The sequence below is a fragment of the Flavobacterium sp. PL02 genome, from assembly GCF_035013205.1.
GTDB lineage: Bacteria > Bacteroidota > Bacteroidia > Flavobacteriales > Flavobacteriaceae > Flavobacterium.
The window spans coordinates 1,566,954-1,582,195 of record NZ_JAYGJP010000001.1; the positions used below are offsets into that span (position 1 = coordinate 1,566,954).

The window sequence follows — 15,242 nt, forward strand, 5'->3', positions numbered from 1 at the left end:
TTGACCTGCATTATTTTAGCAGGTCAATTCACTTTATAGCAATCGTTACTAATTTTATCTCTTTACGCTGTTTAACTCAAAACTCAATTGTTTTTCATTCCCAAAATTATCCGAAATCCATACTTCGAAAGACTGGGAAACGTTGGAATTTGAAGTGTAATACAACCTGAATTGCTCCGCTGATATTGGATACAGATCATTGGGCTGGTAAGGCGGTTCATTGTAATACCGCAAGGTTCCCTGCCCGTCAAACTGAAAGTAGCGGATGAAATAATCCGTGCCCGTGTAATTACCTGCTGGCTGTATCGTTAACCTTATTTCTATAGTATCGCCACTCGAAATGTCTTTGGGTACGGGCATCACCTTTACCTCAAAAGGAAAATCATTCTGTATTTCCAGTTCATCCTTATCACAGGAAAAAAGTGTAACAGAGCTTATCAGGACTGCCAGCATTAACGGCAGTAATTTTATTCTGAACTTATTAAAAAATGTTTTCATCGTTTTTCGTTTTAAAAATTAAACCTTAATCCCACACCCGCCGATGGCCGAAACTGTTCAAGATCCGTACCCCAAAAGACTTTTGCACGTCCCTGCAGCACTAACACAAATCGGTCAGACAGGTAAGTTTCAATAGTCAAACGCCCGCCAGCTCCGTAGATGAAATTGTCCTCGCTTAGTATTTTCGCTCCGTCATACAGCATAATTTCGCCCCGATTGATGCTTTCATAACCAACAACGCCGGTTATTGCGGCATTCAGCGTGATGTTCTTACGCGCATCTCCCAATAGGAAAAAACTGTAACCGCCCTCAGCTGTAAAGGTTTCCTGAGGAATGCGGAGTTCTTTATAATCGTGGTATTGATGGGAATATTCCAACGACCACAGCTGGTAACTGCCATTTTTGCCGTTGACGGTCATACCGATATTGAGGTAATAATCATTTCCGATTTTATCATTGGATAATACACCTGCATTTACTTCCAGTCCTTTTTGCTTAGGCAGCATGCGTTGTGCCTTTGCCATTGTGATGCTCATCAAAACGAGCATTACGGTATAGATAAACTTTTTCATTTTATTTCGATTGTTTTTATGGATTATTAAAATTTCAGGTGCATATCATTAATGAGTCGGGCTTTTATCAAATCCGAATTTTCTACCGTAAACGTTTGGTGTCTGCCTCCGTTTTTCTCGAAAATCTCTACCAGCAGTACTTTATCATCGGCTATGGTAAACTGGTCTAACAAAAACACGTTTTGTTCGCTTGCTTTTCCGCCAATCTCATCTAGCGGCTTGTAGCTGCGAAGCGGTATCAGTGATCGTTGCTGTATCACGGTGCGCTTGGCTATTTTCTTATCCACCACTTTGAAATTGATAAAATCAATATGGAAAGGAACATAGGTGCGGTTTCCCAGCTGGGTATGGAAATAGTATTTACCGTTGTGGATGTAAATGCCTTTCAGGATAAACTGAATACCAAAACTTTTCGCCCCGATATGCTTTACAAAACGTTTGTCCTTTTTATAGATGGTTTCCAGCAGCAGTCCTGCCAGAGATGGCGAGTTGCTGCCCAGCTCTTCAAAAAGCACATCTTGTGCGGCAGATTTATCTACTGCCTTTTGCATGGTGATAAGGCTGTAGCTTAATGTGTCTGGAGAGGGATTATAATACACGTTGAAACTGTAAAAGCGGCCGTCATCGGTAATCACCGAAAAATTGGTTTCGGCTTCAAATTCCTTTACCGATGCTTTTACACGAAGCACATTTTCAGCATCCTCAGCCTTTGCAGCAATCAGGTATTCGCTTCCGAGATCCACATAACGGATGGCAGTGGGGAAAATCAGATGGGAAGTCTTATCATAAGTTACTTCCATTTGATAGGGTTCTATCGCCCCCATAGTAAGTGGCGATTGTACGGCATCCTGTGCCATAGAGGACACAATAGAGCCGATTATTAGGGCAAAAGCCCAAAAGGTTTTTAAATGATTTTTCATTATATAATTGATTTTAAGTTTACTATTATTTTTTATTTTTTGAAACAAGAAAAACCTGATGCCCGGCCTTTAAGGTAACTTTCGGTGTCCTTACTTTTTTGGAGAAGTAACCCGAAATCCCCTGAACCACTCCTTTGCTCATCTCTGCGGCTATCTGCTGTCCTGCCGATTGGGTCAGCATGAGGCTTGTTCCTGATTGCTGGCTCATATTGCCGGCCATTTCGCTAAGGGCGTTCATTTCCGGTGAATACGGAACGGGCAAGCCCTGCTGTCCGTCAAGGTCATAGATGTTGATTTCGACAGGGATGATAGTACCGTCCACTTCTATGGAAGTAACTTTTAGCTGTAAACGCCCTGTCTGAATCTTAGCCGCAGCCGTTAAGATGGTACCTTTGGGAATGATACTTCCAGAAGTCTGGGCAGATTCCAATAAACGCAGCTGTACCAAGCTTTCACCGATAATGGTCTGGGTTTGCTGTACACAGGCTTTGATGCTGTTCTTTGGCTGTACCTCTTGTCTGGAGGAGCCCGCCGTATAAAAACTGCGGTTTCTGGCGCCACTCCATTCTGCCAAAAAAGTACTATCGCTGGGTTCGGGGTACAGGGATGATACTGTACTTTTTCTTGCCGGACTGAGCGGGGCAAAATTTCCTTCCTGTATAGCCGCAGGAGTAACAGTACTTGTACTATTGCTGTTTGGAACCTCAGTGGTAACGGTTCCTGAGGGAAGGTACTTGGCAGCCATCTGATAGGATTTCTCCATGAGTGCCAGTTGGTCAGCTGCCGTTACACTGGCGGGTATTTCCTTTTCAGCCAGCTTTTCCTTTAGCTCATCGAGTTGCCTGCGGAGTTCCTGTGTTTCGCTGTTATCGTCCTGATAAAAGGAACTTAGTGTACTTTGTGCGTTGCGATAGCTATTGAGTGCCGGGTTGCCGGGTTTTCCAGTACCGCCGCCAGTTCCATTTTCTGGATCTTCTTCATCAGCTGCTAGCGCTGTTGGGTTATCGGCTGAATTGTCCTGGTTCCAATAGTCTGACAGCGTGGTAAGGGCACTCTGTTTTTCCTGGTCTTTCTCTTCCAGCATCTCCTGTTCGTAGGCCTTTTGCTTGTCTGCCTGCATTATTGCATCACTTGCCTGTGGTACGGCATCGTTGAGTCCGATGTTTTCGATTTCCTTTTCCGAGGAAGACGGTTTAAATATCAGGTACATACAGCCTAAAAATACGATGCCCATTAAAACGAATACCAGTGGTTTTTTAAGCCGTTCCTGCTTGCTTTTTTGATCATCAGCAAGATTGGATGTGTTGTTCTGGCCGCCTTCTTCAATAAGAATACTGACCTTTTTTTCATTTTCCTTCATAATTTTTATTTTTTAGAATTGTTATCAAACTATCCCCTAAAGTCGGAGGACTTTCTTTCTTTTTCAGGGCAGGGTTTTCAATATGCCTGATCTCCATATCATTATCGGATCCCGCCGTATCGAGTACTGTTTTAAAAATGACCCCTGCAGTAATCAGTACATATCCTGCAAAAAAGTACAGTGTACAGCTGTGCTGTTTTTCTACTGGCAGTGCCTGCCAGCGCTGATCCAGCCTGTCAAACCACTCGCTCATATTGGTTCTTAGATTTTTCATAATCATATTGTTTTCTAGCTATAGCTTGAAATGCCTGCGGGCGGGCACAGTTTCCTGCTCAATCACATCACTAACCATAGCAATTGCTTCACTCGCTTTTGGCATAGTATCTACTGAAAGATTTTCTAATTTCGATTGCTTTAACAGCTGTCCGAACTGGTCTTTTTGGGTTATTTCCATTTTTTGAAGCTCGAAATTTCCGTTTTCATGTTTCACCCGCATACGGCATTCAATTCTCGGGTGTTCATCACCTGTCCATTTAAGATAGCCGGTGAGCGTAAACTCGCTGTTAGAAAAAACTTCCTTTCCTTTTTGGCAGCTTTCCAGATAGTCACTGATACTTTCTTTTAACCTGCCGGGATGTGCAGACTGCGTATGGAAATAGCCGTTATAGCCTTTATCCGAAAGGCTTTTTGAGAATGTTTCTAAATCAATTATCTGTTTCATGTCTTTTTAATTTAGCGTTTAACGACCTCAATATCCCTGTTCTCTGTCACGGCGAACTTTTCGATATTGAAGCCTTGCGGGTTATTGTCCGAACGAACGGAGTTTACCAGAAAACAGGACGTAACCAGGTTACGTTTTGTCACGTTGCTCGAACGGATAATGAACTGTTTGGCATAGGTATGTACTGAATAGGGATAGGTCTCAAAGCTGCAGGACACACTGTCTATTTCGATGCGCTGCTGCACATTGCCCGATATAATACGGTTGTAATATCCCTTCTCGGAAAGATCTTTGTAATAGTCAAAAGCACTTTTATCGGCAAGATTAAATGCCCTTTTCATATTGCTTTCAATCGCATTTTTATCCGGAGCGAGCGTAAAGAAGAGTTCATGGAACCGCCTTACGTGTTCCCGTGCTTCGACGGGACGGTTGATTGAGGCATCCTGAGCGAGTGCCAGCATGAGCGATTTCCCATTATCCAGCACATAAATTTTCTGTCTCTGCTGCTCGGCAAAACTGTAGGACTTCCATACCGCATATCCTGCAACACCTGTGCAGAGCAGGGCAAACACAATAGCATACAGGCGTATCTGCCTGAAACTGTTTTCTATATTTCTTAGCGTTTTAAATTCCATTTTCTTGAATAATTAGTTGTGTTATTTGTTTATCAGCCTGCCGCCGATATTTCCAACTGCCGAACCCGCTCCGGCTCCGGCAATATTTCCCGATTTCATTGCCGTTTGGTTGACATTACGGGTAAAGTTTCCAGCACCGCCGGCTTGGATGATCCAGCCTGTCACCGTAGGAATAGTGAAGTAGCCCACAATACCGATAATCATAAAGATGATATAAATACTGTTTGAGGTATCGGGAATGAAAGTCGGATCGGCTAGCATTTCAATATCCCTTTCAACAATCAGCGATTGTATCTTGGCAAGCATAGAACTGAACAGGTCTGCTACCGGAAGCCATAAATAAACGCTGACGTATCGGCTGAGCCACTGCGTTAGTGTAGACTGAAAGCCGTCCCATACCGATATGGCAAATGCTATTGGTCCGAGTATGGACAGTACAATCAGAAAAAAAGTTCGAATGGTGTCGATCACGAGTGCTGCTGCCTGAAAAAGTATTTCCAGCAGATTACGAAACCATTCTTTTATTGCTTTCTCTATCCTATAAGCCTCTCTGTCCATATACAGTCCTGCCATTGTCCCGACATCGGCGGGTGACCAGCCCAATTCATCGAGTTTTTTATCAAATTCTTCGTTTGACACCAAATAAGCTGTTTCCGGGTTGCGAAGCATTGCTTCACGGTCGAGCTGGTCTTTTTTTGCCTGCAGCTCGTTCAGGTCAAGCACCTGATCTTCGAGGATGGAGTGGGTACCTGTAACCACGGGACTTAAGACCGCATTGATGGTTCCCAGTACAATGGTGGGAAAAAACATGATACAAAGCCCTAAAGCAAATGGGCGGAGCAGCGGGTAAACATCAATAGGCTCTGCACGGCTGAGTGCCTGCCAAACTTTTAGTGCCACATAAAACAAGGCTCCAAGACCAGCCACCCCTTTAGCCACTGCCGCCATATCGGCGGACAGCGGGAGCATCTCATCATACAAAGAGCGCAGTACCTGATGAAGGTTATTAAATTCCATGGCTTACCAGTATTTTTGGTTGGGTGTTCCATAGAGTTCCAGCACTCTTTTGGTATTGTGCTGCTTTTTCGCCCTTAGAATGCTTACCGAGATATTCTTATTGGTATAGTAGCGCACCAGGCTGTGGTATTCTTTGACTTCTTTGTACACTCGGTCAATGATATCCATGCGCTCTTTGTCATTAAGTGACAGGCTGGAGGAATTTACAATCTGTTTGAGTTCTTTCAGCAGCTCGGTACTCTCTCCCAGAAGTGCCGAATAGCCATTGGCAATAGCAGCCAGTTCCTGGGCGGAAAAATTGGGGTCATTCATCATTTTGCCAAAATTCTTTACATACATTTCCGATACATCACCCACCAGCAGGACGGTCTGCTGCACTTTGCGCGCATCTTTCACCAGATTGTTTACCGCTTGGAGTTTGTCGTAATATTCTTTGCCCTGCTTGTATACCTTTTCCACTTCCTTGAAATTTTTGACGACATTGGATACCGTGTTAGAGGTCTGTACTATTTCATTGGCGCTGTTGAGAATACCTGAGGCCAGATTTGCCGGATCGGTAACTACAAATTGAGCTTTTACGGAAGGTGCTGCGGCAAGGATAAGCGCCGTATACACCAAAAACATTAATTTTTTCATGTTGTTCGATTTTTAAATTAGTAATTATTATTGATTTGTCTGATCACGCCGCCTGATGGCAATTCGCTTAATGGCTTGTTCGACATTACCGCCTAGCTCTTGGGCAAGCTGCATCACTTCTAGTTTTTCGGTTTCCTCAGTGGTATAAGCCAGATACTCACAAAGGCTTACTTCTGTAGCATACACAGCAGAATGCGTTCCACCCAGTCCTATCCAGACCTCTTTGTACAATCGCGAAGGGTCATTGTTCATGTTGATGGACAATACCTGCGCTTTTTCCTTGTCGGTCAGACCCAGCATGGCCTGTATATCATCAAACTTGTTCATGTACTTGCGCTGATCCAGCAGGATCTTACAGTCGGAATTGTTGATAATACTTTCCTTGACAATCGGTGACTGAATGATATCATCAACTTCCTGAGTCACTACAATGGCTTCTCCAAAAAATTTACGCACAGTCTTAAATAAATAGCGGATATATTCTGCCATACCTTCTTTGGCTATCGCTTTCCAGGCCTCTTCAATCAATATCAGTTTGCGTATCCCTTTGAGCCTTCTCATTTTATTAATAAAAACCTCCATAATGATAATCGTTACGATCGGGAAGAGTATTTTGTGGTCTTTAATGGCATCAATCTCAAACACGATAAAACGTTTGGACAATAAATCAAGCTGTTTTTCTGAATTCAGCAGGTAATCGTATTCACCGCCTTTGTAATAAGGTTCCAGTACATTGAGAAAATTGGCAATATCAAAATCTTTTTCCCTCACTTGTTTTTCCTCTAATACTTTTCGGTAATCGGTTCTTACATAATCATAGAATCCATTAAAAGACGGTTGAGTATTTTCCAGTTTAATTCTTTCGATATAGCCGCTTACTGCATTGGACAGCGCTACCTCTTCTGAGCGGGTTGGCGGTTCATCATCCCTTTTCCAAAGCGTAAGGATTAGGGTTTTGACACTTTCTCTTTTTTCAATATCAAATACGCCATCGTCGGTATAGAAAGGATTAAAGGCAATCGGATTGTCTTCCGTATAAGTAAAGTACACGCCGTCTTCTGCTTTGGTTTTACTTTTGATAAGCTCACATAATCCCTGATAACTGTTTCCGGTATCTACCAAAAGCACGTGGGCTCCCTGTTCGTAATACTGCCTGACCATGTGGTTGGTAAAGAAAGATTTCCCGCTTCCTGATGGCCCCAATATGAATTTGTTACGGTTGGTAATAATTCCTTTTTTCATCGGCAGGTCGGAAATATCCAGATGGATGGGATTTCCGGTCAGACGGTCTGACATTTTGATTCCGAAAGGCGATAGTGAATTTTGATAATTCGTTTCTTCTGTGAAAAAGCACAAAGCAGGCTCTATGAAAGTATAAAAACTTTCTTCACTTGGAAAATCACCGGAATTGCCAGGAATACCAGCCCAGTACAAGGTTGCTGTATCGGTAGTGTTGTGTCTTGGTTTACATTCCATGAGCGCCAATGCACTCCCGGTATCGTTCCTTACTTGTTTTAATTCGCTGGGGTCATCCGACCATGCCATCACATTGAAATGGGCTCTTATTGAAGAAAGTCCGAAGGAATGTGCCTCGTTCAGGTAACGCTCAATCCACTCTTTGTTTATCTGGTTGCTTCGGCTGTAGCGTGCCAGGGAATGCATATTCCTTGCAGACTTCTCAAATTTTCTAAGGTTCTCATCACTGTTATCCAGAAACAAGTATTGGTTGTAGATATGATTGCAGTTCAATAACAATCCTACCGGAGCAGCAAACGACAATCGGCAATCGCTTCGGTCTGTGGAAAGCTTTTCGTAACGGGTGTCTGCTGATACTGTACCGGGCAGATCATCTGTGTCGGACAAGGTGTGCAGGCACAGTCTTTTGTTCCCGATACGAACTTCTTCAGCACCCAGGACAATGTCCTGCATCGGTGTCCCGGCTTCTCTTGAGAGTGTGAAGTATTGCTCTAGTAATCCCTGCTTTTGATCTGTCCCGATTATTTCTTCTTCACTCAGCCTCGCAAGTTTTACAAATCCGGAATCGTTAAGAATTCTTTCAAATTGCGATACGGCTTCCATAAAGCGATGAATGGTTTCTTTATCGCGAATTTCTTTTGGTATTAAAGTACCTTTACACAAGGAAGAGAAATTACTCTGGGTGCGCATTCTTTCTTTAGTGGTTTTGGTCAAAAAGAGATAACAGTAATGATTCAAAAATGGACGTTCATTAAAATGCTGCTGATAGGATTTCCCTAAAAAACTTACCTCTTCCTGATCCATTTTTGGAGCATAGTCTTCTTTAATAAACCAATCCTGCTTGTGTACCACTGTAAAATCTGGCAGTGTTTTAATTGCTTTATGCCAGGCGGAGTGAATGGCTTCATATTCCGCAGAAGCTACTGTAAACAGCTCAGGTAAATGCACCTGAAAACAAGCCGTTATATCAGCATCCTTAGAAAGGATGCAATGGTTTTCTACTGCCAGTAAAGGAAATTTATTTTCCAATGTGGCGGCTTTTGAGGTATTTCTCATAGCTGTTTGGTTTTTACTGATGAAACATAGCGGTAGATAGGCTTTCGACAAATAATGTATCGTGGGTGCCTTTTTTTTGCACCTGCTTTCATGAGACCATGTTCTCCATACTTTTTATTCAGCGAGAAGGTCTTCCAGATAATAAGTGATGCGCCACCGATACCAAGCCCTAAACAGATATAGGAACTCATCCCAATGATATACAGGATCATCACCAGGACAAGAATACCCAGCAGACCACCTGCAAAAATGAACAGATACTGTGCTTTGAGCCCTTTAAATTCCACTGTACTTCCAATCCCTTTATTGATATTGTAATTGTTCATATATCAGTTTTTAAAGGAAGAAAGAACGAAGAATCGTAGCAGCTACAATAAGGAAGATACAGGCACCAAACCAGCTTGCGGCCGTCTTACTGGTATCGGGATCACCGCTGCTGAATTTGTTGTATACCTTAACACCGCCGATTAGCCCAACTACAGCACCGATAGCGTAGATGAGCTGAGTTGCGGGATCGAAATAAGAGGTGACCATCTGGGTCGCTTCATTGATACCGGCCGTACCATTTCCCTGTGCGGATGCACTAATTCCTGACAGCATTGCCAGGCCTGCCAGCAAAACTTTTTTTCTTTGTTTTTCCATGATTAAAACAGATTAAATTGTTGTTCTTTTCCCGCATCCTGCGGGATTTGAAGACAAAGATGTTATGGAATATGATGTGTTATAACAAATTGGCAGTCAGTGGAATTATTTGGCATTTGGTGGCATTCCCGGCACATCGAAAGCATAAAAAAAGTGCCCACTTTTTGAAAGTTTGACACTTGGGATTGTTGTTTTCTACGGGATCTGTTTCGTTTACATTTTTCGCCATTTGCATCTACTTTGCTCTGGTTGGTCAGCTTGATGCTTTTCTGCAGTTTGCTGCAGGCGCTTCTCAATGCTGCGGTTGAGTTTGATCAGATCATAAATAAAGGTCTCTTTCCAAGGGATATTCTTTGCAGTAAATTGTAATTTTAAACCTTGCTTCACCAGACCATGCCTGATGTCAAATCCATACATTCGGTTCCAGCCAATCCTGTCCAATAATCTTTCAGATGGAAATTCAACCGCGATTAAATCCTTCGGATATGCTCTTATGCTGTTATAATCAGGCTCCTGAAATTGGTGTGTTTTTGGATTATAGGGAATGGTATATGTTCTTTTATCTCCGTCATAGTAGCTTTCAATATCTGAAAACACAATACCTTGTGAAAGGAAATCGTCTTTAGGTCTTAGCTTATCCATTCGTATATCAACATAAAAAGTATGCCCTGCAATTTCTATAGTGGGTAGCAGTCCCTTATTTATGCGTAAATCAAAAGCTTTCTGATCCACCATTATTTCAAAGTTGGTCTTTTGACGGATATCATCAAGTGAACAGTTGTACTTTTTACACATACCCAATGGATCCATTTCGGAAATTCTGGGTATTTTGACGATAGTAAAAATTTGTCCTGCTGTATCAGATGCATCTATTCTATCGGCAGTCCTGGATTGGTCAATACCTCCGGAATTCCTATCGTATACAAACTCATAATGTGTACCGCAATCGTTCATATCCTCCAGTAGTAATCTATAGTCAGGTCTTTCTTTTTCAAGCAAAGCCATTTGGTCAATGTCGAATAGGTATTGTATTCCCTCAATTTCAATTTCGGGCAGTTCTCTTTCCATAATTTCATGTTTTTATAAAATGACAACGGGAAGTCTATACAAACTCCCCAATGTCAAAATCATTCAAATCATTTTTCCGCACAGTGGAAGAACCGGCGTCAGTTTCAGAAGAAAGGCTCCCGTCCAATAGCTCGGCTATCATGCGGGAGGCACTTTCCACAGAATTTTCTAACAGGCTGAATAATTCGGTTCCCTGTAGTTTATGAACTATTCCAATTGCTTTTTCCTTTTGGGATGGCTTCAATACGTTTTGTTGCAGCAGCATCCCCAAGGAGCTTAGTTCTTCAAAGGTAACCCCTTGAGCAAAACCGTTATGCCCGCCAGATATTCCATACCCGTTCCATTCTTCCTCTTCATCATCAAAATCAGGTATTTTTCCAAAAACTTTATCCAGTTCTTCCTGCGGAATTTGTATGTTGAAATTTTTTAGGTCGATTTCAATATCAAAATTATCAGTTTCTATTTCCGGATCTGTTCTTTGGCTTTCGCTGGTGCTATTTGGCTGGAAAAGGCTTCTCATAGGTTTAGGCTGCCCCATAATATCGGGCAGATTTGGATTAACTTTTTCCTGAGATGACTTTTGCTCTGTCCGTTTCTTGATAACAATTTTATCCTGTATCAGCAGGACAATAATGACCAGCAGGCATATTACAATAATTGTTTCCATAACTAAAGAATTGGTTTGTTGCGTTCATTGAAATAATCCGTGATGTCCTGGCTAAATTCCCTGAAGTGATGTTCCATAATATTGTCAATGTATGAATAGAGCGTAATTTTTTCTTCTCCTGGTAATTGGACAATGCGCAGTAGACGCTCATGGTACTCGGGACGCAGGTATACTACTTTTCCGCTTCGCCCTGAGGGAAAGCGATTGACCATAAACAATTTTTTAAATTGTTCTTTACGGTTCTCGTGAATTTTAATTTTTATCTTCATGATTAGTTTATAAAATAGGTTTGTATTTCTCATTGAAACTTTTGGTAATCTGTTCTCCAAATTCCTGAAAGTGATACTCCAGTACATTGTTTAGATAGGCATAAATTGCTAGCTTATCTTCACCGATAACCTGAACGATACGGGATAATTTTTCATGAAAATCAGGCTGAATGTATACCGTTTTGCCATCTCGGGCATTGGTATGGGTCTTCTTAAAAAAAATGGCTTCATAATCTGTATAAGTTCCTTTTTTTATTTTCATGCGCTCCTTTGTTAAAGGCTTCTCCTGTAGCGGCTCTGGTGAAGGTTTGTGCTTTTCTGCCGGAGGTGTTAATCCTTCTTTTTTAACGCCATCGGCCATTATATCCATCATCAGCGCTTCATCGATCTCAGGAGTGACTTTTTTCTTATTTTCTTTTTCCATAGCTTTACAATTGAACAATATTTAAAAATTCTGCCATAAACTGGTCTAACCGGCAAGCCTTCATCAGATGTTTGTCCGGAGGCATTAAAGTGGAGCGGAAAACAGATTTTGTATCGAGTTCGCTTTCTTTTCGAAATCGTGTGCTGTTCATGATGCTGCACTGCATAAGGCTAAATCCCAAGTCATTGATAAGTTTGTTATAGATGCCATATAAAGGGGAGCGTTCCCGGCCATCTACCTGGTTCCAGAACAGGTTGATACTTTTAATGGATGTTTCTCCTTTTTTCATAATGACATCCCGCATCAACTGTGTAAAAACAAGGGTGCTTTCCATCACTACACGATCAGCAGTAATGGGGGTGAAAATGTGATGCATCCCTGCCAAGGCTTTCAAAATTCCGGGTGTATTTACAGTTCCGGGAAGATCAAAAAAGATGACGTCTATCGGGACTGTTGAGGATTCTAAAAAATCATTTGCCGCCTCCAAAACGCCTTCAGCTTTATGCTGGATAATTGGATAGGCTTTTTTGTTTATCGTGGTAAACTGCGTGTATGCCATTCTTTTTAAAATCTCATTTTCCATGACCATTGCCAGGTCACGGGTTTTCATTTTCATTAAGCTAAGTTGTGGAAAATCGGCATCGAATACTGCAACATTGTAACCCAGACGATAATGAAGCGTACTGGCAGCAAGTGCAGTGAAAGTGCTTTTGCCCACACCTCCCTTTTGGGAAGAAAAGGCAATAAATACGGGTTTGTTTTCTGTTTTCATTTTTTACTGTTTTAAATTATTAATACTTATTTATCTCTGTAGGTAATCAGACAGGTAATTCTCTCTCTTTTAAAGTACACAAGTAGTTTTGTCTTGTCCTGCGTACCTGATTAAATGTGTATTATCCTAATTAACTGCCTAGGTAGGTATAGTAATCCCTTTTGAGATAGTAATGCGCATATTTAGATAATCATCCAATTACATCTGCATTCCTATAACCCAATCTGTAGGTTTGTAACCACCGAGCTGCTTTTCTTTATACCACCATAGTGAATTAGCCGCATATCTGCATTCCAATTTCAATATCTACGCTGCTCTGTAAATAAATAGAGAGGTAGTTGTAAAACTACCCGGCTATCCTTCTGCATGCCTGTATCTGCTTTCTTCTACAAAGGAATGTAGATATGTATGCGCTTTTATTAATGCAGCGGTACTTGGCATTCAAAGGCAGTTTTTGGCATTGCAACACATAGCATTACTCTGTTAAAGAGCCCTTTACTTTGTAAAACAATTTTTAGTAACAGTCTCATGCAAAAGCATTATGACATATCAGGTAAGAAAGTGAACGGCCAAAAGCCGTTTTTCCCTGCTAACATTAATCCGCCTGAAAGAGCGGATTTTCCTTTCACCGGAAAGGAGCAAGTTGTGTTTTGAGCTGCTGGAAATGAATTCCGCTGCTCAAAACAACTTGCCCCGCCGGGGGCTGGAAAACATTCTCCAAAGTCGATGTTTTATAAAATTATAAATGGATTTATTATGGATCAAAGCAATAACAGACAACAAAAGAAATCAGGACGCAATCCTAAAACGGATCCCGCTGTATTTCGTTATTCCATATCCTTAAATGCCGAAGAAAACGCCCGTTTTCTTTCTCTTTTTGAGCAGTCACAAATGAAAGTAATGGCCCATTTTATCACTGCCTGTATCTTTCAGAAGACCATTAAAACCGTAAAAGTAGACAAGGCCACAATGGATTATTATATGCGGTTAACCACTTTTTATGGGCAATTCCGGAGCGTTGGAGTGAATTACAATCAAATCGTAAAGCTGCTTTATCGCAATTTCTCCGAGAAAAAAGCCGCAGCTTATCTCTATAAACTCGAAAAACATACCGCTGAAATGGCAGTATTGTGTCAAAAAATCATACAGCTTACAGGGGAATTTGAAGCAAAATATAGTAAAAACAACAAGTGATATGGTAGCTAAAATTGGCAGAGGACAAAATTTGACCGGCGTACTTTCCTATAATCAACTCAAAGTCGAGAAGGAAAATGCAGAGATTCTCTTTACCAATAAGATGCTGGAAACTCCTGATGGTCAATATTCTGTTGCCCTGCTGCAGCGTTCTTTTGAACCTTATTTGCTCGCGAATCGTAAAACGGAGAAAACGGTTCTGCATATTTCTCTGAATCCGGATCCAAAGGATAATGTCAGTGATGAAAAATTTAATGCAATTGCGCAGGAGTATATGGAAAAAATGGGATACGGCGAACAAGCTTATGTAGTGTTCAAACATACCGACATTGAACGCACCCACATTCATATTGTTTCAGTTTGCGTGGACGAGCAAGGCCGTAAAATTTCCGACAGTTATGAGCGTAGACGTTCGATGGATATATGCCGTGAGCTGGAACAAAAATACCAATTAGCTTGTGCTGCTGAGAAAGAGTCTAAACACAACCAGAAGGCATTTCACCCAGTAGATTACAAGAGCAATGAACTTAAAGGACAGGTCGCTTCGGTGGTACGGTACCTGCCCAAATCCTATCAATTCCAAAGTTTAGGGGAATATAATGCTTTGTTATCGCTGTTTAATATTACAGCAGAAGAAGTCAGTGGAGAGTTACATGGAAAACTCAAACAAGGGCTGGTTTATTTTGCCTTAAATGAAAATGGGGAAAAAGCAAGCAATCCTTTTAAAGCCTCACTTTTTGGAAAAAGTGCAGGCTACATAGAGCTGCAAAATCATTTTACAACTTCCAAAGCGTCTCTTAAAGAAAGTGATGCGGGAATTACAATTAGAAAAGCAATTGAAACGACCCTGCAATGGGCAACTGACGAACCGGACTTTAAAAAGCAATTGGCTGAGAAAGGAATTAATGTTGTTGTCCGCCGAAATGAAACAGGCCGTATTTACGGCATTACATTCATAGACCACAATTCTAAATCAGTTTGGAATGGTTCACGTTTAGGAAAAGAATTTTCAGCCAATGTATTCAACCATTGGTGGAACGAGGGACAAAAACCGGAAATCATAAATGCAGAAGAACCACAAACAATTTCCACCCAAGCAGCAATATCCGAAAGCTTACCAACAGACAAAATTCACGATTTGTTTGATTTTCTACATTATGAAAGTCCTGCATATGCTGGTGACGGTCCTAGTACTATAGAGGGTTTAGGTGGATTATTGCCCGAAGCTCAGGGAGAAGATTTTGACGAACAAGCCTTTGCAGATCGTCTCAGGAAAAAGAAAAAGCGAAGAAACAATAATAAATAATTAAAAAAT

General features: G+C 41.5%; 19 protein-coding genes. 2 read left to right on the forward strand and 17 right to left on the reverse strand.

The window, feature by feature from the left end:
• Window positions 1-54: 54 nt before the first annotated feature.
• From SHI72_RS06680 to SHI72_RS06760, 17 genes are all read right to left on the reverse strand, one after another.
• Window positions 55-498 (reverse strand): DUF3872 domain-containing protein, encoded by a 444-nt coding sequence (locus SHI72_RS06680; RefSeq protein WP_323489447.1) that lies wholly within the window; start codon window positions 496-498, stop codon window positions 55-57.
• 11 nt (window positions 499-509) lie between these two features.
• The gene (locus SHI72_RS06685; RefSeq protein ID WP_323489448.1) at window positions 510-1,070 is read right to left on the reverse strand and encodes a conjugal transfer protein TraO; all 561 of its coding nucleotides are present in this window, start codon (window positions 1,068-1,070) and stop codon (window positions 510-512) included.
• Window positions 1,071-1,096: 26 nt separating this feature from the next.
• A complete protein-coding gene (gene traN, locus SHI72_RS06690; protein WP_323489449.1) occupies window positions 1,097-1,990 on the reverse strand; it encodes a conjugative transposon protein TraN in 894 nt (297 codons plus the stop codon).
• 25 nt (window positions 1,991-2,015) lie between these two features.
• Complete coding sequence (gene traM, locus SHI72_RS06695) at window positions 2,016-3,350, reverse strand: conjugative transposon protein TraM (RefSeq protein WP_323489450.1); 1,335 nt, start codon at window positions 3,348-3,350, stop codon at window positions 2,016-2,018.
• Window positions 3,337-3,624 (reverse strand): nitrogen regulatory IIA protein, encoded by a 288-nt coding sequence (locus SHI72_RS06700; RefSeq protein ID WP_180908153.1) that lies wholly within the window; start codon window positions 3,622-3,624, stop codon window positions 3,337-3,339. The genes traM and SHI72_RS06700 overlap by 14 nt, the downstream gene beginning before the upstream one ends.
• A gap of 18 nt (window positions 3,625-3,642) precedes the next feature.
• Window positions 3,643-4,071 carry a hypothetical protein gene (locus tag SHI72_RS06705; RefSeq protein ID WP_323489451.1) on the reverse strand — a complete coding sequence of 143 codons (429 nt, stop codon included), beginning with the start codon at window positions 4,069-4,071 and terminating at the stop codon, window positions 3,643-3,645.
• Window positions 4,072-4,082: 11 nt separating this feature from the next.
• The gene (gene traK, locus SHI72_RS06710) at window positions 4,083-4,706 is read right to left on the reverse strand and encodes a conjugative transposon protein TraK (protein ID WP_323489452.1); all 624 of its coding nucleotides are present in this window, start codon (window positions 4,704-4,706) and stop codon (window positions 4,083-4,085) included.
• Between the two features lie 21 nt (window positions 4,707-4,727).
• The gene (traJ, locus tag SHI72_RS06715; RefSeq protein WP_323489453.1) at window positions 4,728-5,723 is read right to left on the reverse strand and encodes a conjugative transposon protein TraJ; all 996 of its coding nucleotides are present in this window, start codon (window positions 5,721-5,723) and stop codon (window positions 4,728-4,730) included.
• Between the two features lie 3 nt (window positions 5,724-5,726).
• Window positions 5,727-6,359: a DUF4141 domain-containing protein gene (locus SHI72_RS06720; protein WP_323489454.1), complete on the reverse strand. Its 633-nt coding sequence runs from the start codon at window positions 6,357-6,359 to the stop codon at window positions 5,727-5,729.
• Between the two features lie 27 nt (window positions 6,360-6,386).
• Entirely contained in the window at window positions 6,387-8,891 is a 2,505-nt protein-coding gene (locus SHI72_RS06725; RefSeq protein WP_323489455.1) for a TraG family conjugative transposon ATPase, read from the reverse strand.
• On the reverse strand, window positions 8,888-9,217 hold the full coding sequence (locus SHI72_RS06730; protein ID WP_323489456.1) for a DUF4133 domain-containing protein: 330 nt from the start codon (window positions 9,215-9,217) through the stop codon (window positions 8,888-8,890). The genes SHI72_RS06725 and SHI72_RS06730 overlap by 4 nt, the downstream gene beginning before the upstream one ends.
• A gap of 10 nt (window positions 9,218-9,227) precedes the next feature.
• Window positions 9,228-9,533 carry a DUF4134 domain-containing protein gene (locus tag SHI72_RS06735; protein WP_323489457.1) on the reverse strand — a complete coding sequence of 102 codons (306 nt, stop codon included), beginning with the start codon at window positions 9,531-9,533 and terminating at the stop codon, window positions 9,228-9,230.
• Between the two features lie 213 nt (window positions 9,534-9,746).
• Window positions 9,747-10,601, reverse strand: coding sequence for a hypothetical protein (locus SHI72_RS06740; protein ID WP_323489458.1), 855 nt, complete (start codon window positions 10,599-10,601; stop codon window positions 9,747-9,749).
• A gap of 34 nt (window positions 10,602-10,635) precedes the next feature.
• Window positions 10,636-11,268 (reverse strand): conjugal transfer protein TraD, encoded by a 633-nt coding sequence (locus tag SHI72_RS06745; protein ID WP_323489459.1) that lies wholly within the window; start codon window positions 11,266-11,268, stop codon window positions 10,636-10,638.
• Between the two features lie 2 nt (window positions 11,269-11,270).
• A complete protein-coding gene (locus SHI72_RS06750; protein ID WP_323489460.1) occupies window positions 11,271-11,537 on the reverse strand; it encodes a DUF3408 domain-containing protein in 267 nt (88 codons plus the stop codon).
• A 7-nt stretch (window positions 11,538-11,544) separates the two neighbouring features.
• A complete protein-coding gene (locus SHI72_RS06755; RefSeq protein WP_323489461.1) occupies window positions 11,545-11,961 on the reverse strand; it encodes a DUF3408 domain-containing protein in 417 nt (138 codons plus the stop codon).
• A gap of 4 nt (window positions 11,962-11,965) precedes the next feature.
• Window positions 11,966-12,733 (reverse strand): ParA family protein, encoded by a 768-nt coding sequence (locus SHI72_RS06760; RefSeq protein WP_323489462.1) that lies wholly within the window; start codon window positions 12,731-12,733, stop codon window positions 11,966-11,968.
• A gap of 756 nt (window positions 12,734-13,489) precedes the next feature.
• On the opposite strand from SHI72_RS06760, the gene mobA reads away from it, so the two are divergent.
• Window positions 13,490-13,927, forward strand: a complete 438-nt coding sequence (mobA, locus tag SHI72_RS06765; protein WP_323489463.1) for a conjugal transfer protein MobA — start codon at window positions 13,490-13,492, stop codon at window positions 13,925-13,927.
• A 1-nt stretch (window position 13,928) separates the two neighbouring features.
• On the forward strand, window positions 13,929-15,233 hold the full coding sequence (gene mobB, locus SHI72_RS06770; RefSeq protein WP_323489464.1) for a conjugal transfer protein MobB: 1,305 nt from the start codon (window positions 13,929-13,931) through the stop codon (window positions 15,231-15,233).
• Window positions 15,234-15,242 lie beyond the last annotated feature (9 nt).